The sequence below is a fragment of the Bradyrhizobium elkanii USDA 76 genome (assembly GCF_023278185.1).
Classification (GTDB): domain Bacteria; phylum Pseudomonadota; class Alphaproteobacteria; order Rhizobiales; family Xanthobacteraceae; genus Bradyrhizobium; species Bradyrhizobium elkanii.
In genome coordinates this window covers 2,699,174-2,723,527 of the sequence record NZ_CP066356.1, presented here as the reverse complement: position 1 = coordinate 2,723,527, position 24,354 = coordinate 2,699,174, and the positions used below count along the sequence as shown (strand labels likewise).

Here is a 24,354-nt window from a genome sequence, read left to right as displayed (position 1 = left end):
CAGAGCGGCACACCGGCTACGCCGGCCTGAACCCCGCCTTCGTCAATGCAGCCCGCCCTTCGTCCGACGTCAGCGCATCGAGAAAGGCCCGCACTGCCGGCCGCTGCTTGCGCGCCGTCACCAATGCGAAGTCATAATGCTCTTCGGCAAGCGGTATGAAGCCGAGTCCCGACGCATCGGCGACCGGTGCGATGGTCATGCCCCAGTCGGCGCGGTGCTGCGCCACCGCGGCCGCAACCGCATTGTGCGAGCGCGGCTGATTCCAGTAACCGTCGGGCCGGCTGCCCGCGAGCAAGCGATCGATCAGGATGCGGGTGCCGGCGCCCTGGTTGCGGTTGACCATGATGCAGGCGGGATCGGCGAGCGCGGCGCGCACCGCCTGCTCTGCGCTCAGGCCGGCAAAGCGTGTGTCGTCCCTGCGAAACACGATGCCCTGCATGCGCCGCCAGCCCGGCACCAGCTCGAGCCCGTCGGCCAGATACGGCGTGTTGTAGGTCTCGGTCTTGTCGTCGAACAGATGGATCGGGGCGAGATCGCATTCGCCGCGCTTGGCGGCAGCGAGCCCGCCGAGGCTGCCGACCGCGATCGAACGCACTACAAGCCCGGCATGCGCCAGCGGCGCGGTGACGAGATCGAGCCCGGTGCAATGGCTGCCGACGATGACGAGATCGGGCACCCGCACATGCGGCGTGAACAGCGTCACCTCGGCCTCGCTGCCGGCCGGCAGCTGGTCGGCGAGCGCCTCGATCTTCAGGAAGCCGTCGGCCTGCGCGAACGAGGTGATCGCGCCCGAACCCTTGCCGCTGGGGTAGGCGATCAGCCCGTCGGCGCCCTCGACCAGCGACACCATAACGAACTCGGTACGCCCGAGTTCGGAGGCGATGCGCACCGGCACCTTCGCCGCCACCGTGGCATCCGATCGCGGCGGCAGCCCGGCCATCCGGCGCAGCGCCGGCACGATCATGTCGTGGAAGGTGAACATCGCCGAGGTCGGAAAGCCCGGCAGGATGACCACCGGCTTGCCGTCGCACACCGCAAGGCACAGCGGCTTGCCGGGCTTCAGCGCCACGCCATGCGCGATGATGCCGGGCTTGCCGAGGCGAGTGATGATCCGGTGCGAGACGTCGCCCGCGCCCTTGGAGGTGCCGCCCGACAGCACCAGCATGTCGCTGTCCGCCAGCGCCTTGCGCATCGCGGCCTCGAGCATCGCCTCGTTGTCGGCGATCGCGCCAAGGAACGCCGCGTCACCGCCGTTCTCGGCAATCGCCGCGGCGACGATCGCACCATTGGTGTCGTAGATCGCTGCCGGCCGCAGCGTCTCACCCGGCTGCACCAGTTCGTCGCCGGTCGAGAGGATTGCGACGCGCGGACGACGCACCACCTGAGCGTCGGCGATGCCGCAGGCCGCGAGCATGCCGATCTCGCGCGACCCGATCATCGTTCCCGCGCGCAGCAGGGCCTCGCCGCGCGCGATGTCGGAGCCGGCATAGGACACGAACTGGCCGGGCGACGCCGCACGCCGGACCTCGATGGTGCCGTGGCCAGCAGGCTGAGTGTGCTCGACCATCACGATGGCATCCGCGCCGCGCGGCACCGGACCGCCGGTCGCAATCGCAGTTGCAGTACCCGGGAGCACCGGCAGGGTGGGCGCAGTCCCGCACGAAATCGTCTCGTCGTTCAGCGCGAGTTGCACCGGCGCGGCCTCGCCGGCGCACGCCAGATTGGCCGAGCGCACCGCAAAGCCGTCGACATTGGAGCGATCGAATGGCGGCACGTCGATCGGCGCCACCACGTCCTCCGCCAGTGTACGGCCGAGCACATCGGCGAGCAGCCGTCTCTCGAACGGCAATTGACGCGGGAACAGCGCCGCCTCGAAGCGTTCGAGCGCCTCCTCGCGCGACAGAATGGTCAGGAACTGGTCCTGCTCGACGGATGGATTGGGTTTCGGCGTGAAACTGTTGCTCATCTCGGGAACTCACTCCCGCAATATATAGGCATCGACCACCGTGCCCGCAGCGAAGCCCTCGGCGGCGCCGGGCACGATCAGCAGGGCTTCGGCGCGCGCGATGGCATCGAGCGACAGGTCGCCGGTCGCAAGTGCCGCCCAGGAACCTTGCTCGCGTATCAGCAGCACGACCTCGGCAACGCCGACGCCGGAGGCGATCTTGCGTTCCAGCGGCAGCGCCAGCGTTTTGCGCGAGCGCCGGCCCGACAGGCGGTCGAGCAGGGGAAGCGCAATCGCCCACCAGGCCGCGAAGGCCTGATCCGGCGCGCCAGGCAGGGCGACCACCGGAGTGGTATGGATCCGTCCGATCGCCGTGGTGCGCCCGGGCTGCAGCGCGATGCCGTGCGCGATCAGCGTGCCGCGCGTTGCCAGCGCATTCGCCACAGCATCGGTGTGACCGACGCCGGTGCCGCCGATCGTGACCATCAGATCGCAGCCGTCGGTATCGAGTGCGTTTGCAATCGCCGCCACATCGGGTGCCGACTCGATGACGACGACCGCAGCACCGGCGAGGCGCGCGGTGTCAGCGATCAGTTGTGCGGTCAGCTCACCATTGGCGACGTTGACGATGCGGAGTCGCGGCCGTCGCACACGCAACACCTGCAGTCCGGCCGCGCGCGCGAGCAGCTGGCCGCGCGGCAGCAGCGGCTCGCCTGCTGCGATCACGGTGCGCCCAACGGCGATGTCGCTGCCGGCACGCCTGACGCCCTGCCCCGGGATTGCTTCGGCGAGCACCTGCGGAAGCGGACCGGAGGTATCGACGGCATCCGCATCGACCACGCAGTCGGTGCCTTCAGGCATCGCGGCGCCTGCCGCGACCCAGACCGGAGGTTCGGCCAGCGGAAACGGCGCATAGGACGACGCGCCGACCAGGTCATTGGCGCGCATCGCCCACCCGTCGCTGACCGCGACATCGTGCGGCGGGTAGGCGCGCAAGGCCGGCATCTCGGCTGCAATGCAGCGCAAGGCGTCGGCCGGCGGCAACACGATCGGCTGGACCGGTCCGACGTCGCGCAGCACGGCAGCCAGTGCCGCATCGAGCGGGATGAGCGAAGGCGGAAGGCGCTGGGCGGTGACCATGGCCCGCTATGGACTGAATCGGCCCCGAAAGAAACTGCCTCTCGCCACACCGGGGCTGCGTCATTAGACCGATGGCGCGTTGACGCGGTCCCCAATATAGTTGCAAAAGAAACCAATATGACCGGTCCCCGAAGGCCCGGCACAACCAATAATGGCCAATGCGCCAATTCAGGAGGGAGACAGAATGAAGGCCACCAGACTAGCCATGTTCGGGACGTTCGCAGCCGCGCTGCTGGCCTCCCCGACCGTATCGGCGCAGGTATCCGACGACACCATCAAGATCGGCGTGCTGACCGACATGAACGGCCCCGCCTCGACGCCGACCGGCCAGGGCTCGGTCACCGCCGCGCAGATGGCGGTCGACGATTTCGGCGGCAAGGTGCTCGGCAAGCCAATCTCGGTGATCGTCGGCGATCACCAGCTCAAGCCCGATATCGGCGCGACCATCGCGCGACGCTGGTATGACGTCGATCAGGTCGACCTCATCGTCGACGTGCCGGTCTCGGCGGTCGGGCTCGCGGTGCAGAACATCGCGAACGAGAAGAAGAAGCTGTTCATCACGCACTCGACCGGCGCGACCGATTTCCACGGCAAGTTCTGCTCGCCCTATGCGATACAGTGGGTATTCGACACCAGGGCGCTCGCGGTCGGCACCGCGCAGGAGGTGGTGAAGCGCGGCGGCGACAGCTGGTTCTTCATCACCGACGATTATGCGTTCGGCCACTCGCTGGAGAAGGACGCCTCCGCGATCGTGACCAAGAACGGCGGCAAGGTGCTCGGCGCGGTGCGGCCGCCGTTTGCGACGCCCGATCTGTCGTCCTTCATCCTGCAGGCGCAGGCCTCGAAGGCCAAGATCATCGGCATTGCCGGCGGACCGCCCAACAACACCAACGAGATCAAGACCGCCGCCGAGTTCGGCGTCTTCGCCGGCGGGCAGCAGATGGCGGCGCTGCTGGCGCTGATCACCGACATCCACTCGATCGGGCTGTCGGCCGCGCAGGGCCTGCTGCTGACCACCTCGTTCTACTGGGACATGGACGACAAGACCCGCGAATGGTCGAAGCGCTATTTCGCCAAGATGAACCGGATGCCGACGATGTGGCAGGCCGGCGTTTACTCCTCCGTGACCGCCTATCTGAACGCGATCAAGGATGCCGGCACCGACGATCCGCTCAAGGTCGCGGCCAAGATGCGCGAGAAGCCGGTCGAGGATTTCTTCGCCCGCAACGGCAAGCTGCGCGAGGACAATCTGATGGTGCACGACCTCTGGCTGGTGCAGGTCAAGACCCCGGCCGAGTCGAAATATCCGTGGGACTACTACAAAATCCTGGCCAAGATCTCCGGCGAAGACGCGTTCGGCCCGCCGGACCCGGCCTGCGCGATGGCGAAGAAATAGGATAGGCGAATGGCGAATAGAGAGTAGCGATGGCGATAGATCGGAATTTCCATTCGCCATTCGCTACTGGCTATTCGTCCTCATCATTTCGCCACATCAATCTCGCGGAAATATCTCAGCACGCCGGGGTGGATCAGGTTGATATCAGGCGCGGCGGCGACGGTGTTCGCCGCCGTGGTCTCGCACGCCTGGGCCAGCTGGTTGCAGAAGGTCGCCTCGATACCGTGCAGCGTCTTCGCCAGCCGGTAGGCGACGACGTCGGGCAAGGTCTCGCGCACCAGGATGTAGCTCCAGGAGCCGACCGAAGAGATGGCTGCGGTCTGGTTAGGATAGCTGCCGGCGGGGATCGTCAGAGGCTTGAGGAAAGTGTGCTTGGCGCGGATGCGGGCGATCTCGTCCGTGGTCGGCGCGATGAAGCGCGCGCCGGTGGCGCTCTCGGCCATCTTGGTGAAGCCGGGCCAGCCGATGCCGGCGCCCCACAATGCGGCGGCGCGGCCGTCCTCGACCATCGCCGGCCCGTCGCCGGCGCGATCGAGATAGATCGACTTGAAGTCCTCGTCCTGCTTCAGCCCGATGCCGTCGAGGATGTAGCGCGACAGGATCGGCAGGCCGGAACCCTTGGCGCCGAACGCGACGGGCTGGCCGACGAGATCCTGGATCGTCTTGTACGGGCTGTCCGCCCGCACCACGAACATGCCCGGGCTCGAATACATCGCGGTGAGGATCTTGAGCTTCGTGGCCTTCGGCCGGCCGATGCCCATGAAAGCTTCGTAGGACGGCTCGCCGGCGACGGTTGCGATATCGATGTCGCCGGCCTCGAGCAGCGGGATGTTCTCATTGGAGCCCTTGGTGTTGCGCGGCTCGATCGATAGCGTCGGGTCGGCCGCATTCATCACCTCGGCGAAGGCATTGCCATACAGCGGAAACCCGCCACCCGGCGTCGCCGTGGCGAAACTGATCGTGGTTCTGGAAATGGTCTTGCTCCCCTCCTGCGCCGCCACCCCGCCCGCGAGCAGCAGCGCGCCGGCGCACACCATAACAGCGAATTTCATCCCGAGCCTCAAGCATTCCACACGAGCCCGACTATCGTCGCACGAGCGACGTCGTAGGCAAAGCCAGCGTTTTGTGAAACCATGCCGGCAACAGTCACAAGAAAATGACGGGAGAGACGATGATCCGGTTCGTGCGTGCTGCCTTGCTTGGTTTGATTTGCTGCCTCGCCTCGATTGCCCCCTCATCCGCATCCGACTATCCGAACCGCCCGGTGCGCTGGGTGATCGGGTTTGCCGCCGGCGGCCCGGTCGACATCGTCGCCCGCATCATGAGCCAGTGGCTGTCGGATCGTTTCGGCCAGCAATTCATCGTCGAGAACCGCACCGGCTCGGGCGGCAACATCGCCGCCGCCGCCGCGATCAACTCGCCGGCTGACGGCTATACGCTGTTGTTCGTCGCGCCCAACAACGCGATCTCGACCTCGCTCTACAAGAAGCTGCCGTTCGACTTCCTGCGCGACACCACTCCGGTCGCGAGCATCATGCAGCTCACCAACATGCTGGTGGTCTCGAACGCGATGCCGGTGAAGACCGTCCAGGAGTTCATCGACTACTGCAAGGCCAATCCCGGCAAGATCTCCTATGCCTCTTCGGGCAACGGCACCTCGGTGCACATGTCGGCCGAGCTGTTCAAGGCGATGACCAAGTGCGACATGCTGCATGTGCCGTATCGGGGATCCGCGATCGCCTTCCCCGACATCATCTCCAACAAGGTACAGCTGATCTTCGACAATCTGCCGTCTGCGCTGGAGCAGGCCCGCGGCGGCAACGTCCGCGCGCTCGGCGTCACCTCGCCGAAGCGCTGGGCGGGCGTGCCCGACGTGCCGGCGATCGCCGAGACCGTGCCGGGATTCGAGGCGGTCGGCTTCTACGGCATCTCGGCGCCGAAGGGCACCCCGCCGGAGATCGTCGATGCGCTCAATGCGGCGGTCGGCGAAGCCTTGAAGGATCCCAAGCTCGTGGCGCGACTTGCCGAAGTCGGCGGCATCCCGAAGCCGATGGCCCCGGCCGAATTCGGCAAGCTGGTGGCCGACGAAACCGAGAAATGGCGCAAAGTCGTCGAGTTTGCCGGCGTCTCGGTGGATTGAGGCGCCGGTCGCCAGCGAGACGGAGGCCTAGGCAAGATGGCTGCCCGGCCGCTGTTCCAGCATGCCGGCCGCAAGACGTGGCTGGCCCGGCGGCGACGGCACAGGGACGCGGGGGCAGCATTGCCGAAACCGCAGTCACCCTGTAAACGGAGCCCGCACCGTTGCCGGCCGCGCCCCGCGGCCCGCAAGGCGGCGGGGCCTGTAGCTCAATGGTTAGAGCCGGCCGCTCATAACGGTCTGGTTGCAGGTTCGAGTCCTGCCGGGCCCACCAATGAGATCAATATCTTACGGGGTTCTCATTGCCCCTAGCGCGACGACTGCACCAGAAACCGCACCAGATACGTGCTGTTTTCGTTCACACGAAAGTTCGCAACGACGCCAGGCAAGCTCACCTGCTGATGAGTGGACGCGACAGTGCCATCCACGATCGTCGCCTTCGGCCGACGCAGAGGCACAGACAGAAGGAGTCTCTCCCTTTGGCGGTGAAGTCGGCTGCTCCGGCAAAGCGGAAGTCAGCCATAACGCCAATCAAGTCCGCTAAGGGCCCAGTAGCGGACCTTCGGCTTCTACTGGGCCATGGTTCGCGCGGACTGGCTGATTTGAGCTGAATCAAGGCAGAATTTCAGGCTGGCCATATTCTTGCCGACGTGGCGATAAGTCCGCAAAGTGTGCGGAGCTCTGCCTATCCTTGCTCTGGACTACGAGAACGCAAGGAGATCGCTTATGATTGAGCCCCGCAATCGAGTTGTTCAAGTCAGGAGCTTCGGTGATCCCGAGACGCTGGAGGTCGTCGACGCTCCCCTGCCGTCCGCCGGACTGGGCGAGGTGCGGGTTCGTGTACTCGCGTCGAGCCTCAACTACACTGAGGTGTTGATCAGGCGCCACTTATACCCTCAAACGATGCGCCTCAGGCCGCCGTTCGTGATGGGCTACGACGTCGTCGGGGAAATCGATCAGCTCGGCGAAGGCGTGCGCAACCTTCAGATTGGCAACCGCGTGGCCGACATGACGGTGGTCGGATCCAACGCCGACTATCGTACGCTCCGGGCAAACGACGTGGCCCGCGTGCCGGAGGGTCTCGACGCGGCGGAAGCGGCCACGCTGATCTTGAGCTGGACGACCGCATACCAGCTTCTGCACCGTGCCGCCCGGGTGCGGCGAGGCCAGCGCGTGCTCGTGCATGGCGCTGCCGGCGCCGTCGGGCAGGCGCTGCTCGTGCTCGGGAGGCTGGCCGGCCTCGAGCTGTGGGGCACCGCTCGCGGCGAACACACAGCGCTCGTCCGCGAGCTAGGCGCAACGCCGATCGACTACCGGCGCGAGGACTTCACGCGCGTGCTGCCGGGCGGGTTCGACATCATCGTCGACGGCGTTGGCGAAGACGGCTATCGCCGCTCATACGCGGCGCTCAAGCGCGGCGGTCTGCTCTGCGCCATTGGCTTCTCCGCGAGCGTGCAGGCACAGCGTCGCATGCTTCCTATCGTGATGGAGATTGCGCGCCTGTACCTGTGGAGGCTGTTGCCTGGTGGCAAGCGTGCCCGCTTTTACTCAGTCAATGCGATGCGAGCGCGACATCCCACCTGGTTCAAGGAGGACTTGCAGCGATTATTCGAGCTTCTGGCAACGGGTGCCATCCGGCCGCGCGTTGCCGGGCGGATCTCCTTCGACCAGGTCGCCGAGGCTCACCGTCGCCTCGAAGCAGGCGGTCTTGAGGGCAAGCTCGTCCTTTGTCCTGACCTCCCATCACGGAGCCATCGAGCGCCTCGGCAGGAAACGCCCACAGCTTCCTCAAACGAGGGGCCGCATCCGACGGTGCAAAGAGTATCGCAAGGCCCCACCTATTTCGGAGTCGCGCGTTACTTTCGCTACCGGCATGCTAGGACTCTGCCGTGCTAAGCACGCGCGTAGCGGCGCAGCGAAGTCTGCATGTCCGAGTTGGGTCACAAGCGGACCGCGACGCCCGCTCGACCTTGGTCGGCTTTCCTCCCGACAGCGGACATAGCGGCATTCTGAGCAAGCATCGGCTGAGGGCAAGAAGCAGTCATTCAATCGCCTCGTCCATCCTGCGCAGCGAGCTATTCGGGCAATCCGGCTTTCCGAAGACCCTCAACAAACCGTTTTGAGTGTTTGGGGACCTGGGCGATCCACGCCGATACTGTAAAGGCGGGATCGATCTCAAGCACGCGCGCCGCCGCCTCGTGCGCCTCAGCGTCGCGTCCTAGCTGGGCGAAGGCGGACGCGAGGCCGCGGTAAGCTGGCATGAAGGAGGGATTGTGCCGAAGCGCTTTCTTAAATGCTACGATCGCCTCGTCAAGGCGGCGAAGCCTCATAAGGGCATTCCCAATGCCGATAAACGTCATGTGCAGCAGCGGGTCCACGGGGCTCATGCGAATGGCGCGTTCAAAGCTTCGCATTGCTTCCTCTGGAAGTCCCGCCAATACATAGACCCAGCCTCTGTTATTCCAAGTGCGCCATGAGTTTGGGTTGAGCGCGACCGCCCGGTCAGCCATTTCGATCTCGGCTTCGCTATCGCCGACCGTGCCCGCCAAGATTACGGCAATCCTTGACAGCGTGTCCGGATCACCATCATCGATCCTCAATGCCAAACGAGCGAGCCGCACTGCCTCCTCGCGGTCGAACTGGGGATCGTTGGCATAGCCTAGAGCGACGTTGCTCGCATGACAGTCACCTGCCAAAGCCGCCGCAAAGCCGAACCTCGGGTCTAGCTCCAAAGCGCGATGAGCCAGCTTGATCGCCTCGGCCAAACTTTCGCGGGTCGTCAGGTGGTATTGGTGCATGGCTCGGAGAAAACAGTCATAGGCAGTGAGGTTCTCCGGTCGCCGCCGCGTCGCCATTGCAATTTCTGTTTGAAGCATCTTTGGCTGAATAGCCGAGACGACGGCGATGGTAACTTCGTCTTGAAGAGAGAAGACGTCGATCAGGTCACGCTCAAACCGGTCCGCCCATAGATGCGCGCCAGTAACCGCATCGATCAACTGTCCTGTGATGCGAACTTTCCCCGACGCCTTCCGCACAGCCCCCCCGAGGACATACCGCACGCCGAGCCTTCGCCCGACTTCCTTGATATCGACCGCCCGGCCCTTGAAGGTAAAGCTCGAATTGCGCGCGATGACGAACAGCGACTTGAAGCGCGAGAGCGCAGTGATGATCTCTTCCACCATGCCTTCGGCGAAGAATTCATGCTCTGGATCGCCGCTCATGTTCTCAAATGGCAGCACAGCGATGGAGGGTTTGTCGGGGAGCGCAAGGTCGGGTTGTTGAAGTTCTACCTGCCGGTTTTCGGTAACTTGCTGCGTCCCCAACGGGTCCAGCGCTTCCTGGACTGCTCCGACGAAACGGAAGCCCTTGCGCGGCAGTGTCTTGATGAAGCGCTGTTCCTCGCCGGAATCGCCGATCGCAATCCGGGCGGCATTCAGGCGGGTTGTCAGAGCCGCGTCGGATACGCTGCGCCCATTCCAAATGGCTTTGATGAGGTCGTCTTTGCTGACAACTCGTTCCCGGTTGCGGAGTAGGTAATTGATCAGATCAAAAACCTGGGGCGCGACGGAGACGATGTCTGCCCCACGATGTACCTCGCGCCGGTCGACGTCGAATGCGTACTCCCCGAAAAGATAGCGCACTGCCAATCCCTTTAGGCGGTCTACGGTCATCGAACCCTAGCAACACTTGGAGCACGAAGAATAAGCCGCCGGTAAGGAAAGTAAAAGCAACACATCAAGTGTGCTCGCCGGGTCCTGGTGGTCGACGGTCTGAGTTGGACACGGCCAGCCGCGTCGTAGCACAGATGCCGGCTTCCGGTATGGGTCAAAAGCGACAGTGTCCGACCAAGGGCGGTTGTCCCCTATCGCTCGATATGCAGACATGTAGCTTGGCACTCAGTCCCTTTTCACCGTCGCTCAGACGTATCAAGCGGCCACATCTCGGGCGTAATTCTGAGCCGAATGTTCGGCCGGTGTGAAGCCCATTAGCGGCAACGTATCTGCGCTTTGGATTATGGCGCGCTCGGAGGGCGGACGCTTTTGCCGTGATTTCAAAGAGTTACGGCGAAGGGCAAAGAGTTTTGGTGCATTTCACCCGAAGGTGCCTTTGGCCGAACCGCTGAGGAAGAGCCCTGCCCTATTCGAGGTCAGGTTAGCTCCCGCCGCTCAACCAAAACGCAGTTTGCGCAAAACTTACCTGCCGACAGCAGACGCTGAATCGCAACAAGTGTAGCAATCCGACATCCATGTTCATTGCGCGTGTCCATGAGGCCTATAGCGAAGCAGCAGCACCTTGCATAGGATCAGAATCGGTGCAGCGCCGAGAAATAATAGGGCGACCGCAAGGAAACACTCGTTGAACGATAGTGTCGCAACCTGCTGCGAAAGATGCTGCTGGATGATGGCGACGGCAGCTTCTGCGACACTTTCCGGGTTGAATCCTCTCGCGATCAGCGTCGCCTCAATGGCGTCCCGGTGCTGAATGAAAGCCGGATTGGCCGCATCGATGTGCTGAGACAGGACCGTGCGATTCAGCGCGTTCTGATGATCTAGGTACGTTCCAAGCCAGGCGATGCCGATTTGCCCGCCCAGTTGACGAGCCATATTGAACACGGCAATGCCATGGGCGAGCGCAACGCCGCTGAGTCCGTTCAACGTCACGAGCGTAAGGGATACGAACAGGAGACCGAGACCAAAACCGCGTAGGAGAAGGTCAGGTACGAGATCGGGCAAGCCGCTTTGGGACGTCGATCCCGACATCATCCACATCGCCACCATGAAGCACAGAATGCCGATCGGTATCGGCCGCGTCGGATCAAGCGAGAAGAATTGAATGGTCGAGCCGGCAAGGAGTAGGCCGCTGCATACGAGCAATCCGCTCGGCAAGAGCAGAAGGCCTGCGTAGGTTGGAGACATCGCCAAGACGTTCGTCGCGAAGGCCGGAATGATAGAAGCACTACCGAACAGCGCGCATCCGGCAACGAAACTCACGAGGAAGCCGAAACTGAAGTGTTCGTCGCGGAATGGTGCAAATTTAATCAGGGAACCACGGTGCTGTAATGCAAATAACCATCCAATGAAGGCGGTCATTGCGATCGCCCCGGCGATGGTGACCTTTACGATTTCCGGCTCGTCAAACCAATTGTGTCGACTGCCCTCTTGGGTGACAAACACGATGGCGGTCATTCCAGCCGCCAGGAGACATACGCCCATCCAGTCAAATGGCTCCTTTTGATCGTCGGCTACCCGATCGGATGGCAATAGCAGCGGAGCGGCCAAGCCGCACAATCCGAGCGGAATATTCGCGAGGAAGATCCAGGACCAGTCTCCTGTATCGACGGCCCAGCCCTGCAGTACAGGTGTCAACGTCGTGGGAGCCATAATGACGCTGAACGCAAAGAGCGCTTGGACGACGCCTTGCTGTCGCCGCGTGAACAGTTGGAAAAGGAGGAGTTGGCTACAGACAAGAAGGAGCGCACCAGCGAGCCCCTGGATGATGCGCCACACGATGAGTGTGCCGAGATGCTCGGTCAACGCACAGCCCACGGACGCAGCTAGTAAGACTGAAGTCGCGGCAAGAATTTGAGCGCCCGAAGAAACGCGTAAGCATATCCATGCAGCAACGGGAAATCCGGTGAGTTTTGACGCGAGGTAGGCCATATTGACCCATGCGACCTCATCGGGCGTAGCGTGAGCGGTACCCATGATGTGGCCGCGAGCTATCACCAGCACCGAGCTGTTGATCGCGTCCATCGCGGTGGCGAGGGTCAGTAGAAAAAGTACGATCCAAGCCTGGGCGGAGCCTTTAGCTAGCGGCACGACGCCGACGGTTCTGCTCGTACTGCTCATCGCTAGTTCGCCCCGCGAAAGAGCGATACCACAGGATCTTGAGCCGTCCGCTCCACAGATGCTCGCGCCGGCAGCTCCACCGTTACATCGACAGACATCCCCGGTACGAGCCGGCCGAGAAGGGCATTCTCTCGATCAAGACGGATCTTGACTGGGACGCGCTGAACAACTCGAACGAAATTTCCGGTCGCATTATCTGGCGGAATAAGACTGAAGGCCGCACCACTGCCTGGCGAGAGACTGTCGATCGTGCCGCGAACCCTTGCGCCCGGATAGCCGTCGACTGTGACTTCGGCCTGCTGCCCAACACGCATGCGCGAAATCTGCGTTTCCTTGAAGTTCGCAACGACCCAGACGCTATCCACCGGCACAATCGAAACTAGGCCTCCTCCAGGGCGCACGAACTCACCAACCCTCACGCGGCGATTGCCAACCACGCCTGCGATGGGCGCGCGAATGACGGTCTCGGAAAGAGCAATTTCGGAGAGAGCAAGGCCGGCTCGCGCTTCGGCCAGCCGCGCTGAGAGCTGACCAGATTCCGATTCTAGGACGGTCTGCTGCTCGCGGGCGGCTGTGATGGCGGCCTGGCTGCGTGTCAGCGCGGCTCTCGCTCTGCTCTGACCGGCGACGGCGGCGTCATGTACACTTTCGGACGTTGCGCCTGTTTGCATGAGGCGGCTCGTTCGCCCGAACTGGCGGTCCGCAAGCTCAAAGTCCGCCTGCGCCATCTGTGATGAGGCCTCGGCTTCTCGAACGACGGCGCGCTGCAGCGCTTTGCGCCGCGCAAGGTTCTCGATCGCTGCCTCGACCTGAGCGACTGCGGCGGCGGCGCGATCCCGCTGCGTGCGATAATCCCTGTCGTCGATGCGGACAAGTATGGCTCCCGCCGCGATGGACTGATTATCCTCGACGAGAACCTCGGAGACATAGCCTGAGACCTTTGGGGCGATCGCAGTAATATCTCCATGGACATAGGCGTTGTCGGTGCTCTCCCGGGAACGCGCGTTTTCCCACCGAACCCAACCAAAGCCAGCCGCAACCGCAAATGCGGTCGCTCCCATTGCAATCTGGCGCTTTCCCATTCGGGCCATCCGAGGCTTCCTTGCTTTTGTCATCAGATATGCTACGGTACGGTACCGTACCTAACCGATGAAACACGGTCAAGTTAAGATCGATATGGTTCGAAGTTCGAGCTGCGAGTCAGAGGCGGGGTAGAAAGGTGTACGATTTTGACTGAAGTTGATGGTCCTCAGAGTGCTTCCGGGAAAAAGGACGCGCGGCGCGCGGAGTTTCTCGAAGCCGCAACGGAAGTCTTCTTCCGCTCTGGCTTTGCCGGAGCGAGCATTGACGAGGTCATTACGAAGGTCGGAGGGTCCAAGCGGACGATCTATAGCTATTTTGGCAACAAGGAGCAGCTGTTCGCGACGATAGTGGAGGAGATCACGGCTCGCGCCATGGCACCGCTAGCGGAGGGAAGCTTCCGTCGGCACGACCTTGCATCGACTCTTTACGAGGTCGGCAGCCGGTACATTGACGTTGTGATGTCTCCTGAAGCGCTTCAGCTCTATCGCACCGTGGTGGGCGAAGGCGCGCGTTTTCCAGGACTCGGTAAGACCTTCTTCGTTGCGGGGCCAGGGCGGGCGAGCGCAAGGCTTGGAGCTGTCCTTCGCGAGAACGCGAAGAAATGGGGGCTGGTGGAGGGCGAGTGCGAGAGGCTTGCTGAGCACTTCCTCGGGATGATCCGCGACGACCTCCATCTTCAGGTAGTGTTAGGATTGCGGTCTCGTCCCACTCCCGCCGAAGCCGACGCGGCTGTGCGCTCTGCTGTCAGCATTTTCATGGACGGTGCGCGGCGCGATGAGCGAGCTTCGTGAGGATCGGTCTCGACCATTTCTTGCGCTTGCCAAGTGTTCAAAAAGTAGCGGCCGGCCATGATCGGCGCAAGCTTAGCTTGCGCTCACGCGGAGCACCGTGTCGCGGTCATTGCGCTTCTGTCAACGATCAACCAAATGTCAGGACGAGTTTTCCAATGTGCCCGCCCCGTCGCAAGCTATCCATCGCCTCCCCGTGGTTCTGGACAGGAAAACGCTGCGCGACCAACGGATGAATTTCTTCCAGCTCGAGTACCCTAACGAGCGCCTCGAAGCTTGCTCGGCTGCCCGCTGCGGCGACAAGGAATTTCGCAGCTCTGCGAATAGCCTCGAAGATGTCGAATGTGATTATCTTGCCGGAGGCGTATCCGACGAGGTGAATTGTCGCTGCGCCAGAAGCGGCCAGCAGACTTTTAGACACTGTCTCCCCACCTGCCACATTGACGATGACGTTGGCGCCGATGCCGCTCGTGAGCTCAAATACTTGGCGATGCCAATTTGGGTTTCCGGAAAGCAGCACGTCCGACGCTCCGAGGCATTGCAGGGCTTCCCGGTGCTTTTCGTTTCGAACAACCGAAATGATCCGCGCGCCGGCCGATCGCGCCAGCTGGATCGCTGCAATCGAGACGCCGCCAGTCCCCTGCACAAGTACGTTGTCACCAGGCTTCACTGATCCATTCACAAACAAGGACTGCCAGGCGGTCACCGAAGAAACCGGAAGCGTTGCGGCCTCTTCGAACGAAAGATGCCGGGGCGCCATGACGAAGTCCTCCTCGGACGCGCACATCAGCTCTCGCAGAACACCGCTGCTGGGTCCCCCTAGCCGCCGGGCTGCCGCCTCTCGCCGGATCGGACCATCCTTCCAGTCCGGAAGATAGGCGGCACACACCCTGTCCCCGACGCGGAAGCGCCGGACGGATTTGCCGACCGCAACGACTTCGCCGGCGCCATCCGACACTGGAATGAGCGGCGGCCGCACTTCGATGTGATAGTCGCCGTCGGCGATGGCGAGGTCGCGATAGTTCAAGGCCGCAGCCTTCATCGCGACCACAATGTCGAACTCGCCAGGCGCGGGATCCGGCTGATCAATCTCAACCAGGCTTTCGAGCGCAATGCGGTCGACGTAGGCGTAAGCTTTCATGTTTGCCTCACACGTGCCCAGTCAGGCGGTCGCGGCTTCGACAAGCAGCTCGGCCGTTTCCTTCGGCCTCACGACCATGGTGTCATGACCGCAATCAATGGATCGGAACCGCCAATCGCCTCCGCGCTTTGCGCGTTCGGCCTGTCTCGGATAACCCATGATCTCGGCGGCCGGGTTCGTCGCCAGGATATAGGTTTTCGGAATCCCTGCGGCCCCTCCGTTCCGCAGCCGTACCGGTTGCAACCACGTCGCAACCGGATGCGGCGTCAACATCCGCTTCAGCCAATCGACGTCGGTCGGCTCGCTGACGCCGGCCAGGTTGGGATCGGGCGGCCCGATCCACACGCCGTCTTTGGCAAGTGACATGAACCACTCGCGCTTCTTCGCGGCCTCTTCCGCCGTTGTTCCAGGAGCATGTGATGCGAAGTCATCCCCTTCTTCTGGTACCGCAGCATCGAGATAGACGATGTGCTTTAGGCGTGGACCAAGGAAATCCGCAACCCCTGTCACTACCATGCCGGCATAAGAATGGCCGACCAGGACCACGTCGTGCAAATCATTGTAGGTGATTACACGAACAATGTCCTCGATATGGGTATCCAAGGTGGGTATCGGCGATGTCAGATGCCCCCGTTCGCCCAGACCAGTCAGCGTTGGCGCAAACACTGCAAATTCGTTGTATGGATTCAAGCAGTCGACGGTTCGGCTCCAGCACCACCCGCCATGCCAGGCGCCGTGCACAAGAACAAAGTTCTGCTTACGCATGTCGCTCTCCTGTGATGACCGATAGAGCCAGGTTCACCTTGATTCGATGGCAAGCGCCAACTGCATTGCGGGCAGCGATTCCACCCGATGATGAAAATCCTTCAAAGCCGGGCTGAGCGGGATGCGAAGCAATCCGACCCATCTCGTGAAGACAAACAGGTAGAAGTCGATGGCCGTCCTGCGATCCAGAACCCAATCACGTTGCGCCAAATGGCTTTCGATCACCACAAGAACGCGGAGAAGGTATTGCCGCGTCTGCGCCCGCGCGCTCCCCTGATCCTGCTCCTCGTTGCCGATGAACCGGTCAGGCCTGAACAACAGCCTGAAGAGCGGATGCACTGTTCCGCCCAGAAACCCGATCCAGTGCAGCGCGGCGATCCGCTCGTCAGCCGTTCGCGCGAAGCACGCTGAGCCCCTGTGCTGGAGTGAGAGGTACTCAAAGATCGCTCCAGTCTCTCGCACGACGGTAGCCCCGGCATGAAGAACCGGCACCTGTCGAAGCGGACTGAGAGCGGCAAAGCTCTCCTCGCCCGCGCCTTCCGCGGTCATCTGCAGTCGAACCGGCTCGAAAACATGCTGACACTCGATCAATAGCGCCAGTGACGCAATCGAGCACGAGAAGCTGGTGAAATAGAACCTGTCCATCGACCCGCTCAGCCGCACTGGTTCAGGCGAAGAAGGCGGAAGACTGGTCCGCAAATTCCGTGACGGTTCGCCGAAACACCCGTCTGACATATTCGAACGGCCAGGGACCAAGGCTTACCCTCGAGACACCCGCAGATGCGAGTTCGGCTACGGACGGGCCGCCCGGCATCATCATGATGTTCAAGGGCAGGTCGATCGAGCGGGCAAGCCTTTGGATGAGCGGTAGCTCTGTCAATCCGGGTACGAAAAGTCCGCTTGCGCCTGCCGTCTGATAAAGCCTGGCGCGCCTGATCGCTTCATTAATCAGGGTGTCTGTCTGCTTCTTTTCGAGCAAGACTCCATCAAAGCGAGCGTTGATGAACAAGGGTAGACCGCGCTGGTTGGCCGCGGCTAGCGCCTGCGCGATCTTTTCACAGTGCTGTTCGGCGTTCACCAGAACGCGTTCGCCTCGTGACAGTCCGTCCTCGATATTGATACCGATCGCCCCCGCTTCGATTACGCGCCCCACGGCATCACCGATCTGCTGCGGCGTATCACCGAAGCCCGCCTCGAAATCGACCGTTATCGGAACCGATACCGAGCGGCTGATCGTCTCGACAGCGGCGAGCAGCAGTGCAAGTGGTACATTCTGTCCATCCTTGAACCCTAGTGATTCCGCAATCGAGAAGCTGCTCGTCGCAACCGCCTGATGGCCCGCGGCCTCACAGACATTCGCTGACCAGGCATCCCAGGCATTCACCAGAACCAGCGGATTGCTCCCCCGATGCAGTTGCGCGAACCTCTCGGCCAGGCTCCTCGCGTCCTTTGTCTTCATTTTTCGCCCCCTTGCTTCCTATCGATAGAGATCAGTTTCCATAAGAGAACCGGCCGCCGGTTCACCAGAGCGGCTGCATTGCTGAAGCAGTCTCGCGAATGCGTCAGCAGTCTCGTTCAAGGCCTGGCACGAGGCACCCGCGCGCGCCTCCACAGCCAGCCAGTAAATCATGCCGATACACACGTTGGTGAGGATTGCGGCCGTCGCCTTGGAGTTTGCAGCGCGCATGCGCAGCGTTACCGCATCACGAATCTCAAGCTGCACTTTTGCAATTGCAGCGCCCACCGTTGGATTTCGGCCGCCAACTACCGGCATGAGGACGACAAGCAGACACCCGGCTGCCTTTCCCTCCGACAAGTAAATCGACACAAACCGTCGGAACATGGCTTGTACCGCTCCCTCCAGCGACGCCCCGGAAAGCTGGCGTAGGGCTGCGTGAATCCTGCATCGATACTGCTCGACGGCAGCACAAGCGAGGCTTTCTTTGGCTCCGAAGGCGAGACGTAAGCTCGGCCGATTGATACCTGACGCCCGGCTCAACTCGGCCATAGTGGCTCCTTCGAGGCCGCTCGTCAGGAACACATCGATGGTACGGTCCAGAACCTGCGCACGATCATACTGACGCGGTCGCCCACGCGCGCGCTTCGCGGACCACTCATCTGCCGTGAAGTTAGTTGGTGCCATGGTTATCGATTGACTCGGATCGTGGTTGTCTTGCGTTGAGCCGGCAGAACCTATGGAGCCACGCCAGCACAAGCCAGATTTCGGCTCCGTCAGTTTCGAGCACGCTGCTATCATTCAAACGGTCAGCACGACCTTTCCGGTCGACCGCCGTCCAGCGACTCGCTCCATGGCTTCGACTGCGTTCTCCAGCGGATAGCTCGCGGTCACTTCGACCCTCAGTGAACCTTGCTCGGCCATTTGCGCCAGCGCTTCCAAACCGACATGGTTAGGCTCGACAAGATACCAGGAGGTTCTGACCCCAAGCTTCTCGGCTTCGTTCTTGAGCTGCGGCGCCCACGCCGACTGCGCGCTGATAAGCAGCCCGCCGCTGCGCAGCGTCTTGAGCATCTGCAGGCAGATTTCACCCCCGACGAGCTCGATTACCACGTCAGCATCATCGACGTGATCGGAAACCGCGCCGGTCGTGTAGTCGATCGTTGCATCAGCTCCAAGCTCTCGAAGAAACCCATGCTTTGCGCCACTTGCCACGGCGACGACGTGAGCGCCCCGCGCTTTGGCGATCTGAACCGCGAGATGACCTACGCCGCCTCCTGCGCCATTGATCAGCACCCTGTCGCCACGTCCGACGTTGGCAATGTCAACCAACATTTCCCATGCCGTGAGCCCGGCAAGCGGAAGTGCGGCGGCCTGCTCGAAGCTGAGCTGCTTCGGTTTGAGCGCAAGATGCCGAGCCGGTGCTACCAGATATTCGGCGTATGCGCTTGCTGCCCGCGGAAACCAGGGCATCCCAAAAACTTCATCGCCGACCTTGAAGCGGGTGGTGCCGTATCCCACCTGCTCGACAATACCGGCGACGTCCCACCCGGGAACGTAGGGAAGATTGAGCGCGCGCATGTAGGCCTTGCCTTGCGCGGTGTAGACGTCGACTGGATTGATTCCCGCCGCCTTCACCTTGACCAACACCTCTGTCGGCAAAGGGATGGGGCGAGACATTTCGACAAGTTTCAGCCGGTCCACACCTCCCCACTCATTCTGCTGGATGGCGTGCATCATCAACTGGGTCTCGGGCAAGGTACTACTCCATGTTCGGTTATTGACAACGATACGGACCTGTCTGTATCGTTGTCAAGTGCAACCTTGGAGGAACATCCATGCTGACGACCACACCGATGACTATCGATCACCAACCGAGTACTCCGACCATCGATGAAATGAAGCGGATTGTTTCGGAGCTCGCGCGAGTGAAAAGCGAGCAAGATATTGAGGCGGCGCTCGCGATCTACCACCCGGAGGGGATTCTTCAATCGCCGCCCATGGGCGCCCGTTCTCGGGGAGCCGACGAACTCCGCCGCAGTCTCGAGATCTTTTTCAAGTTTGCGCCGGACTATTCGGTGCAGCTGACCGGACAGGCAGCAGACGGCGATACGCTCTGCAGCTGGGGCACGATCAGCTTCACGCCTGCCTACACCTTTCGCGGGGAGAAGCCGAACGGCGCCCGCGTGACCACGCCAGTCTTTATCCTGTTCCGGTTCAAGGATCGAAAGATTGTGTGGGAGTCTTTCCACTTCGATCTGGCGGATGTGGCTCACCAGGCGAGTGTCCCCGCTGAAGCTTACCGGCGGTCGTAACCGGATGACGGCCAGTCCCAAAGACTGGCCGTTGCCCGCCGTTGATAGGTTGCGAGCGAGGCGGCAAGCGATTAACACATTCGCAGCAGAATGACGGATTGAGCAACATGTCATCTCCCCAGAAGCGCGGGCTTGCGGTTCGCGACAAGATCCTGAATACCGCCGATGAGCTGTTTTACCGCGAGGGCATTCGCGCGATCGGCGTCGATACCATCGTTGAGAGATCGGGAGTGGCGAAGACCAGCCTTTACCGCTGGTTTCCGACCAAGGACGACCTAATCGCCGCCTTTCTGCAGCGACGAGATACGCTGTTTTGGGCGCAATGGGACAAGAGCGCTGAGAAACATCAAGGCGACCCGAGGGCAGAACTGCTGGCGCAGCTGCGGTGGATCAGTCAATACGTCGCCAACCCGGGGTACCGCGGCTGCCCGTTCCAGATCGCCGCGACGGAATTCCCGGACCTCGGCCATGCCAGCCGGGCGATCTGCATCGGCAACAAGCAGGAACTCAGACGACGATTGATCGACCTTGTGCGGAAAATTGGCGTCGATGAACCTGGAACGGTCGCCGATCAGCTCCTTCTGCTTATCGATGGCGCTTTCATCAATACCCTGCTGTTTGCCAAATCGGGGCCGGCGAAGCATCTCGTCAAGGCAGGCGAGCACTTGATCGGCGCTTCCGCGTGATGGAGCAATTCCGATTCATTTTGGACGTATCGGATTCCCCGCGATCTGCAGGCTCGTAAACCAGCCGGCGATTGAGCCCAAGAATTCCGAAGACGAGAAAATTTCAGCCGATGTGACGACACCGCCGCCTCCAGTTTGAAGCCGAAGCAGACGATCGACCGTTTCTCCCACGATAGGCGCCGTGACTCCATAGATATCGCGGCCGGTCGCCACCGCGCGCTTTGTGACCGTGGCGCCTGCCACTTCTGCCTCAATCAGAAAATCAGTACTGTCGAAGCCCTCGCGCTCCGACTTGCTATTAGCAAAAGTTGCTGCACTCATCACAGCCTTGACCTCCTGCACGCCCAAATGCCGCGGCAACAGGATGATCTCCGGGGCCGGATAGTGATCGATAACCGAGACATCCCCCACCGCCGCAGGAAAAGAATGGCGTGACATCACCGGCGGACCTTCAGTCTTGATGACTTCGCCTTGCTCAAACCGGAATTGCCGCCCGCGAAGCCCTGCGGCAGCGAGCCCGGAGCCGCGCGTCATCTTCCAGGAACTCAGATAATAGGCGATCTTGACCCGTTCTGCGTCAGGCACTGCTCCCAGAGCGGCAGTTGCAAGGAGGTCCGGAAGCGCGCCGAAAAAACCGGTTGCCGGGATGATGTAGCTATTGGCAGCAATTGCGGAGTCATGCAGCTCTTTGCAGAGGTCCTCAATCACTGGCGGCTCACCGGTTATGTCGACGTAATGAATTCCCCGCTGCACAGCCGCTCCGGCAAGGACTGGCGCTGTCGCTCCAAATGGCCCGGCACAATTAACGAGAACTTCAACCCCTTCCAGAAAAGACGTTAGACCCGCCTCGTTCGACAGATCAAACACGACAAATTCATAGCTCAACGTAGTTGCAGATCCAGCATTCGCCGCGCGCGCGCCCAGTCGGGCCCGTATCCCGCGCCGGTGGAGATCACGGGCAATCAGCTGGGCCGTATGTCCGGAAGCTCCATAGATTGCGACGACTGCTGGTTTCCTCACGTTGAACATCTCCTAGACATGTAACGCCAGAAACGATACAGACCTGTCTGTCTTTATGTCAACCATGATTATTATCAATGACCCATCTCACGCTCTATAGTCATCCACAATCCGGCCACGCGCACAGGGTAGAACTCCTGCTTTCGATGCTAGACTTGAGCTACCGACTGCGTGACGTCGATCTGGCCAAACGCGCCCATCGCACTCCGGAATTCCTACGATTGAATCCTCTTGGCGAGGTGCCCGTGTTGGTAGACGGCGAGCGGCCACTCGCCGAGTCCAATTCGATCCTGATCTATCTAGCACGGCGAGAGAACAGGACTGATTGGCTTCCCCTTGATCCGGTCGGCTTGGCAAGTGTCGCGACCTGGCTCAGCCGTGCCGCAGACAAGCTTGCTTCCGGAATAGCAAAGGCGCGCAGCATCAAGCTGTTCGGCTTGCAATCCGATTTGTCGGAGGCCCAGAGGCTCGGAGTCCGACTCCTTAAGTCCATTGACGCCCATCTAAGAACCCAGCCCTATTTGGCGGGCGCGAACCCGACGATAGGAGATCTTGCTATCTACAGCTACGCTGCGCTTTCAGACGAAGCCGGCATAGAGCTGTCCAATTTCCGGCGCGTTGTGGACTGGATAACTCGGATTGAGTCCCTACCGAAATTCGTTCCGCTGCGACGCGCAGCTTTCGTTCCGTGGTCCGGATAGTCGAACTTGACGTGGTACCAGTCGGCATTCCGTTTCGCGATCTGGAGGCGAACCACGGAGTTGCCCCGGCAGTCACCCAGTCGGTCACCTACTACGCGGACGATAGCTCGGACTTTGCTCGTAAGGCCGAGGAACGGCTCAACGACCAGTTCTGTGCCCGCCATGGCAATCTCACGAGCTCACGGATTGCAAAGGTCATCGCCGATCTGGAAGGCGCGGAAGCCGGCATGATGTTCGGCTGCCGGTGTCGATCGCTGAGCCGGCAATTCTCGGGCGATCAAAGATTTCGATCACACTGGCTCCGGCTGGACATGTCGAAGTAGCGGCTGGCGGGTTGGCCGCGAACGAACCGATCGACGATCTGGTTGCTCGAATGGTCACTCAAGCAAATCTTCGTATGGAAGAGGCGACGGCCTCGGATTTGGAGTCCTTCCTGCACCGTCTTGAGCGGTCACATTCCCTTGTGCGGGAAGCAATCGCACGGATGCCAACGTCCTCCTAAAAGGGCTTCGGAAAGATCGGCCCTAGACCAGTATTTGCGCTGATCGAATGTGTTCTGTGCTCCAGCCAGTTGGAGGCGATAGCAGCAAGGGCATGCATCGGGCCTCTTTCGGACTCGCGAAGAGTACTGCCAACCCCTTCGTCCATCTGACCTAGCGGATAGTATCTGCTGGGTACGGATCGACGCCAGAGGAGCAAGTACATCATGACCATCCGTAAGACCGTCACTCTCATCGAGGAGATCCACAGCGAGTACGGCGCGCCCGCCACTCCTCCGCTGCGACGCATTGCGATTGCCGCGGTGTTCGATAACCCGCTCGCTGGCGCGTCGGCCGGTGCCGATCTCAAGCCCCTGATCGAATACTCGCTCGAGCTTGGGGCTTCGCTCGCCAGGACGGCGCTGGCGACACTTGGCGCGAGCCCAGCGCAGTTGCGCGCCTACACCAAGGCGGCGCTGATAGGCATCGGAGGAGATCTCGAGCATGGCGCCGCGATGATACATCCGAGGCTCGGCATGGCGATGCGTCGCGCGATCAAACGCGGTCGCGTTAATATTCCAGGCCACGCCAAAGTAGGTCTGCCGGGCACGAGCGTCGATCTGATCTATGGGCCCTTGGACGAGGGTTGGGACCTCGATGCCTTTGACTCGACCCCGGTGCTCATCCACGACGCGCCGCGGCCGCACGAGATCGTACTATGGATCGGCTACGCCACCGGTCCGCGCGTCAACGCTCGCTGCAAGGGTCCGGATCAGAGGGAAGTCGACAAACTCGTCGCATCCTTCGGCAGCAACCTATAGCATCCCAGTCTACTCGCCCGCAACGATTGCGCTCCATCGTTCACCGGACCACGAGTATCGTCGACCGCCGGCCCCGCGGTTCAGACCGGAGAGGTGCAGCATGCCTTGGAAGTCAAACACGCTTCTCGAGGCCCGTAGCGAATTCGTGCAACTGGCGCTCGCCCCGGATGCCAACGTTCCGAGCCTCTGTCGGCGCTTCAATATCAGCCGGCAGACGGGCTATCGAACGCTGGAACGTTATCGGATAGCCGGCGCGAGAGGCCTGGAGAGCCAATCACGACGGCCGCACCATACGCCCCATCGCTGTCCGGAGGCTATCGAAACGGCCGTTCTAACCGTGCGCGCCGACCACCCAACCTGGGGCGGACGAAAAATAGCATCCCATCTTCGATAAGTGGGCTGCGCCGGAGTGCCCGCGGCATCAACCATTACGGCGATCTTGGCCCGCCATAACCAATTGAGAGCCTCTCTCGACCCAGGCAGGTTTTTGGGTCTGCTCAGGCAGTTGCACCCCCCCTAAGTGAACAAGATCTGCCGGCTTCTCTTGAAAGTCATCCCGATCTCACGATCCTAGTCGAGAAGCTCGAAAATGGCCGCCCCGTTGAGCGGCGTCGCGCACTCGCAGTAGTCGC

22 protein-coding genes and 1 tRNA gene are annotated in these 24,354 nt (G+C 61.6%); 10 read left to right on the top strand and 13 right to left on the bottom strand.

Annotation, left to right across the window (positions count from 1 at the left end; genetic code table 11):
- Positions 1 to 16 precede the first annotated feature (16 nt).
- Together JEY66_RS13035 and JEY66_RS13030 are read right to left on the bottom strand one after the other, a co-directional pair.
- On the bottom strand, positions 17 to 1,966 hold the full coding sequence (locus tag JEY66_RS13035; protein ID WP_018273128.1) for a molybdopterin biosynthesis protein: 1,950 nt from the start codon (positions 1,964 to 1,966) through the stop codon (positions 17 to 19).
- A gap of 9 nt (positions 1,967 to 1,975) precedes the next feature.
- Complete coding sequence (locus tag JEY66_RS13030) at positions 1,976 to 3,085, bottom strand: molybdopterin-binding protein (protein WP_018273129.1); 1,110 nt, start codon at positions 3,083 to 3,085, stop codon at positions 1,976 to 1,978.
- Between the two features lie 184 nt (positions 3,086 to 3,269).
- On the opposite strand from JEY66_RS13030, the gene JEY66_RS13025 reads away from it, so the two are divergent.
- The gene (locus JEY66_RS13025; protein WP_026193171.1) at positions 3,270 to 4,481 is read left to right on the top strand and encodes an ABC transporter substrate-binding protein; all 1,212 of its coding nucleotides are present in this window, start codon (positions 3,270 to 3,272) and stop codon (positions 4,479 to 4,481) included.
- An 83-nt stretch (positions 4,482 to 4,564) separates the two neighbouring features.
- Here the strand turns inward: JEY66_RS13025 and JEY66_RS13020 are convergent, their stop codons facing one another.
- A complete protein-coding gene (locus JEY66_RS13020) occupies positions 4,565 to 5,533 on the bottom strand; it encodes a TAXI family TRAP transporter solute-binding subunit (RefSeq protein ID WP_026193172.1) in 969 nt (322 codons plus the stop codon).
- Positions 5,534 to 5,652: 119 nt separating this feature from the next.
- Here JEY66_RS13020 and JEY66_RS13015 point away from each other — a divergent pair, with 119 nt between their 5' ends.
- The 3 genes from JEY66_RS13015 (at position 5,653) to JEY66_RS13005 (ending at position 8,514) form a co-directional block, all read left to right on the top strand.
- Complete coding sequence (locus JEY66_RS13015; protein WP_026193173.1) at positions 5,653 to 6,621, top strand: Bug family tripartite tricarboxylate transporter substrate binding protein; 969 nt, start codon at positions 5,653 to 5,655, stop codon at positions 6,619 to 6,621.
- Between the two features lie 195 nt (positions 6,622 to 6,816).
- Positions 6,817 to 6,892 (top strand) — tRNA-Ile (locus tag JEY66_RS13010).
- Positions 6,893 to 7,344: 452 nt separating this feature from the next.
- Positions 7,345 to 8,514 carry a medium chain dehydrogenase/reductase family protein gene (locus JEY66_RS13005; RefSeq protein WP_018273132.1) on the top strand — a complete coding sequence of 390 codons (1,170 nt, stop codon included), beginning with the start codon at positions 7,345 to 7,347 and terminating at the stop codon, positions 8,512 to 8,514.
- Positions 8,515 to 8,693: 179 nt separating this feature from the next.
- Here JEY66_RS13005 and JEY66_RS13000 read toward each other — a convergent pair whose 3' ends face one another.
- From JEY66_RS13000 to JEY66_RS12990, 3 genes are all read right to left on the bottom strand, one after another.
- Entirely contained in the window at positions 8,694 to 10,289 is a 1,596-nt protein-coding gene (locus tag JEY66_RS13000) for a winged helix-turn-helix domain-containing tetratricopeptide repeat protein (protein ID WP_018273133.1), read from the bottom strand.
- Positions 10,290 to 10,868: 579 nt separating this feature from the next.
- The gene (locus JEY66_RS12995) at positions 10,869 to 12,467 is read right to left on the bottom strand and encodes a DHA2 family efflux MFS transporter permease subunit (protein WP_018273134.1); all 1,599 of its coding nucleotides are present in this window, start codon (positions 12,465 to 12,467) and stop codon (positions 10,869 to 10,871) included.
- 2 nt (positions 12,468 to 12,469) lie between these two features.
- Positions 12,470 to 13,549, bottom strand: coding sequence for an HlyD family secretion protein (locus JEY66_RS12990; RefSeq protein WP_244620901.1), 1,080 nt, complete (start codon positions 13,547 to 13,549; stop codon positions 12,470 to 12,472).
- Positions 13,550 to 13,696: 147 nt separating this feature from the next.
- Here JEY66_RS12990 and JEY66_RS12985 point away from each other — a divergent pair, with 147 nt between their 5' ends.
- Positions 13,697 to 14,341, top strand: coding sequence for a TetR/AcrR family transcriptional regulator (locus tag JEY66_RS12985; protein ID WP_018273136.1), 645 nt, complete (start codon positions 13,697 to 13,699; stop codon positions 14,339 to 14,341).
- Between the two features lie 127 nt (positions 14,342 to 14,468).
- On the opposite strand, the gene JEY66_RS12980 is transcribed toward JEY66_RS12985, so the two are convergent.
- The 6 genes from JEY66_RS12980 to JEY66_RS12955 form a co-directional block, all read right to left on the bottom strand.
- A complete protein-coding gene (locus tag JEY66_RS12980) occupies positions 14,469 to 15,479 on the bottom strand; it encodes a zinc-dependent alcohol dehydrogenase family protein (RefSeq protein WP_018273137.1) in 1,011 nt (336 codons plus the stop codon).
- A 21-nt stretch (positions 15,480 to 15,500) separates the two neighbouring features.
- Entirely contained in the window at positions 15,501 to 16,244 is a 744-nt protein-coding gene (locus JEY66_RS12975) for an alpha/beta hydrolase (protein WP_026193175.1), read from the bottom strand.
- A 33-nt stretch (positions 16,245 to 16,277) separates the two neighbouring features.
- On the bottom strand, positions 16,278 to 16,889 hold the full coding sequence (locus JEY66_RS12970; RefSeq protein ID WP_026193176.1) for a glutathione S-transferase family protein: 612 nt from the start codon (positions 16,887 to 16,889) through the stop codon (positions 16,278 to 16,280).
- Positions 16,890 to 16,911: 22 nt separating this feature from the next.
- Positions 16,912 to 17,703 carry an isocitrate lyase/PEP mutase family protein gene (locus tag JEY66_RS12965; RefSeq protein ID WP_018273140.1) on the bottom strand — a complete coding sequence of 264 codons (792 nt, stop codon included), beginning with the start codon at positions 17,701 to 17,703 and terminating at the stop codon, positions 16,912 to 16,914.
- Between the two features lie 18 nt (positions 17,704 to 17,721).
- A complete protein-coding gene (locus JEY66_RS12960) occupies positions 17,722 to 18,252 on the bottom strand; it encodes a hypothetical protein (RefSeq protein ID WP_244620900.1) in 531 nt (176 codons plus the stop codon).
- 249 nt (positions 18,253 to 18,501) lie between these two features.
- Positions 18,502 to 19,458 carry an NADP-dependent oxidoreductase gene (locus JEY66_RS12955; protein ID WP_198390643.1) on the bottom strand — a complete coding sequence of 319 codons (957 nt, stop codon included), beginning with the start codon at positions 19,456 to 19,458 and terminating at the stop codon, positions 18,502 to 18,504.
- An 80-nt stretch (positions 19,459 to 19,538) separates the two neighbouring features.
- Between JEY66_RS12955 and JEY66_RS12950 the strand changes: the two genes are divergently transcribed.
- Together JEY66_RS12950 and JEY66_RS12945 are read left to right on the top strand one after the other, a co-directional pair.
- Positions 19,539 to 20,015: an ester cyclase gene (locus JEY66_RS12950; protein WP_198390644.1), complete on the top strand. Its 477-nt coding sequence runs from the start codon at positions 19,539 to 19,541 to the stop codon at positions 20,013 to 20,015.
- A gap of 107 nt (positions 20,016 to 20,122) precedes the next feature.
- Positions 20,123 to 20,701, top strand: a complete 579-nt coding sequence (locus JEY66_RS12945) for a TetR/AcrR family transcriptional regulator (RefSeq protein WP_018273144.1) — start codon at positions 20,123 to 20,125, stop codon at positions 20,699 to 20,701.
- Between the two features lie 15 nt (positions 20,702 to 20,716).
- Here JEY66_RS12945 and JEY66_RS12940 read toward each other — a convergent pair whose 3' ends face one another.
- Positions 20,717 to 21,730: a saccharopine dehydrogenase NADP-binding domain-containing protein gene (locus tag JEY66_RS12940; protein ID WP_080650409.1), complete on the bottom strand. Its 1,014-nt coding sequence runs from the start codon at positions 21,728 to 21,730 to the stop codon at positions 20,717 to 20,719.
- Between the two features lie 68 nt (positions 21,731 to 21,798).
- Between JEY66_RS12940 and JEY66_RS12935 the strand changes: the two genes are divergently transcribed.
- The 3 genes from JEY66_RS12935 to JEY66_RS45420 all read left to right on the top strand — a co-directional run bounded on the left by JEY66_RS12935 (position 21,799) and on the right by JEY66_RS45420 (position 24,116).
- Positions 21,799 to 22,422, top strand: coding sequence for a glutathione S-transferase family protein (locus JEY66_RS12935; protein ID WP_018273146.1), 624 nt, complete (start codon positions 21,799 to 21,801; stop codon positions 22,420 to 22,422).
- A 706-nt stretch (positions 22,423 to 23,128) separates the two neighbouring features.
- On the top strand, positions 23,129 to 23,722 hold the full coding sequence (locus JEY66_RS12930; RefSeq protein WP_018273148.1) for an amino acid synthesis family protein: 594 nt from the start codon (positions 23,129 to 23,131) through the stop codon (positions 23,720 to 23,722).
- A gap of 100 nt (positions 23,723 to 23,822) precedes the next feature.
- The gene (locus JEY66_RS45420) at positions 23,823 to 24,116 is read left to right on the top strand and encodes a helix-turn-helix domain-containing protein (RefSeq protein ID WP_157183474.1); all 294 of its coding nucleotides are present in this window, start codon (positions 23,823 to 23,825) and stop codon (positions 24,114 to 24,116) included.
- The last annotated feature ends 238 nt before the right edge of the window (positions 24,117 to 24,354 follow it).

Coding starts and splice junctions, on each gene's coding strand:
- JEY66_RS13035 (WP_018273128.1), bottom strand. CDS start 1,966: ATGAGCAACAGTTTCACGCCGAAACCCAATCCATCCGTCGAGCAGGAC.
- JEY66_RS13030 (WP_018273129.1), bottom strand. CDS start 3,085: ATGGTCACCGCCCAGCGCCTTCCGCCTTCGCTCATCCCGCTCGATGCG.
- JEY66_RS13025 (WP_026193171.1), top strand. CDS start 3,270: ATGAAGGCCACCAGACTAGCCATGTTCGGGACGTTCGCAGCCGCGCTG.
- JEY66_RS13020 (WP_026193172.1), bottom strand. CDS start 5,533: ATGAAATTCGCTGTTATGGTGTGCGCCGGCGCGCTGCTGCTCGCGGGC.
- JEY66_RS13015 (WP_026193173.1), top strand. CDS start 5,653: ATGATCCGGTTCGTGCGTGCTGCCTTGCTTGGTTTGATTTGCTGCCTC.
- JEY66_RS13005 (WP_018273132.1), top strand. CDS start 7,345: ATGATTGAGCCCCGCAATCGAGTTGTTCAAGTCAGGAGCTTCGGTGAT.
- JEY66_RS13000 (WP_018273133.1), bottom strand. CDS start 10,289: ATGACCGTAGACCGCCTAAAGGGATTGGCAGTGCGCTATCTTTTCGGG.
- JEY66_RS12995 (WP_018273134.1), bottom strand. CDS start 12,467: ATGAGCAGTACGAGCAGAACCGTCGGCGTCGTGCCGCTAGCTAAAGGC.
- JEY66_RS12990 (WP_244620901.1), bottom strand. CDS start 13,549: ATGGGAAAGCGCCAGATTGCAATGGGAGCGACCGCATTTGCGGTTGCG.
- JEY66_RS12980 (WP_018273137.1), bottom strand. CDS start 15,479: ATGAAAGCTTACGCCTACGTCGACCGCATTGCGCTCGAAAGCCTGGTT.
- JEY66_RS12975 (WP_026193175.1), bottom strand. CDS start 16,244: ATGCGTAAGCAGAACTTTGTTCTTGTGCACGGCGCCTGGCATGGCGGG.
- JEY66_RS12970 (WP_026193176.1), bottom strand. CDS start 16,889: ATGGACAGGTTCTATTTCACCAGCTTCTCGTGCTCGATTGCGTCACTG.
- JEY66_RS12965 (WP_018273140.1), bottom strand. CDS start 17,703: ATGAAGACAAAGGACGCGAGGAGCCTGGCCGAGAGGTTCGCGCAACTG.
- JEY66_RS12960 (WP_244620900.1), bottom strand. CDS start 18,252: ATGGCCGAGTTGAGCCGGGCGTCAGGTATCAATCGGCCGAGCTTACGT.
- JEY66_RS12950 (WP_198390644.1), top strand. CDS start 19,539: ATGCTGACGACCACACCGATGACTATCGATCACCAACCGAGTACTCCG.
- JEY66_RS12945 (WP_018273144.1), top strand. CDS start 20,123: ATGTCATCTCCCCAGAAGCGCGGGCTTGCGGTTCGCGACAAGATCCTG.
- JEY66_RS12940 (WP_080650409.1), bottom strand. CDS start 21,730: ATGTTCAACGTGAGGAAACCAGCAGTCGTCGCAATCTATGGAGCTTCC.
- JEY66_RS12935 (WP_018273146.1), top strand. CDS start 21,799: ATGACCCATCTCACGCTCTATAGTCATCCACAATCCGGCCACGCGCAC.
- JEY66_RS12930 (WP_018273148.1), top strand. CDS start 23,129: ATGACCATCCGTAAGACCGTCACTCTCATCGAGGAGATCCACAGCGAG.
- JEY66_RS45420 (WP_157183474.1), top strand. CDS start 23,823: ATGCCTTGGAAGTCAAACACGCTTCTCGAGGCCCGTAGCGAATTCGTG.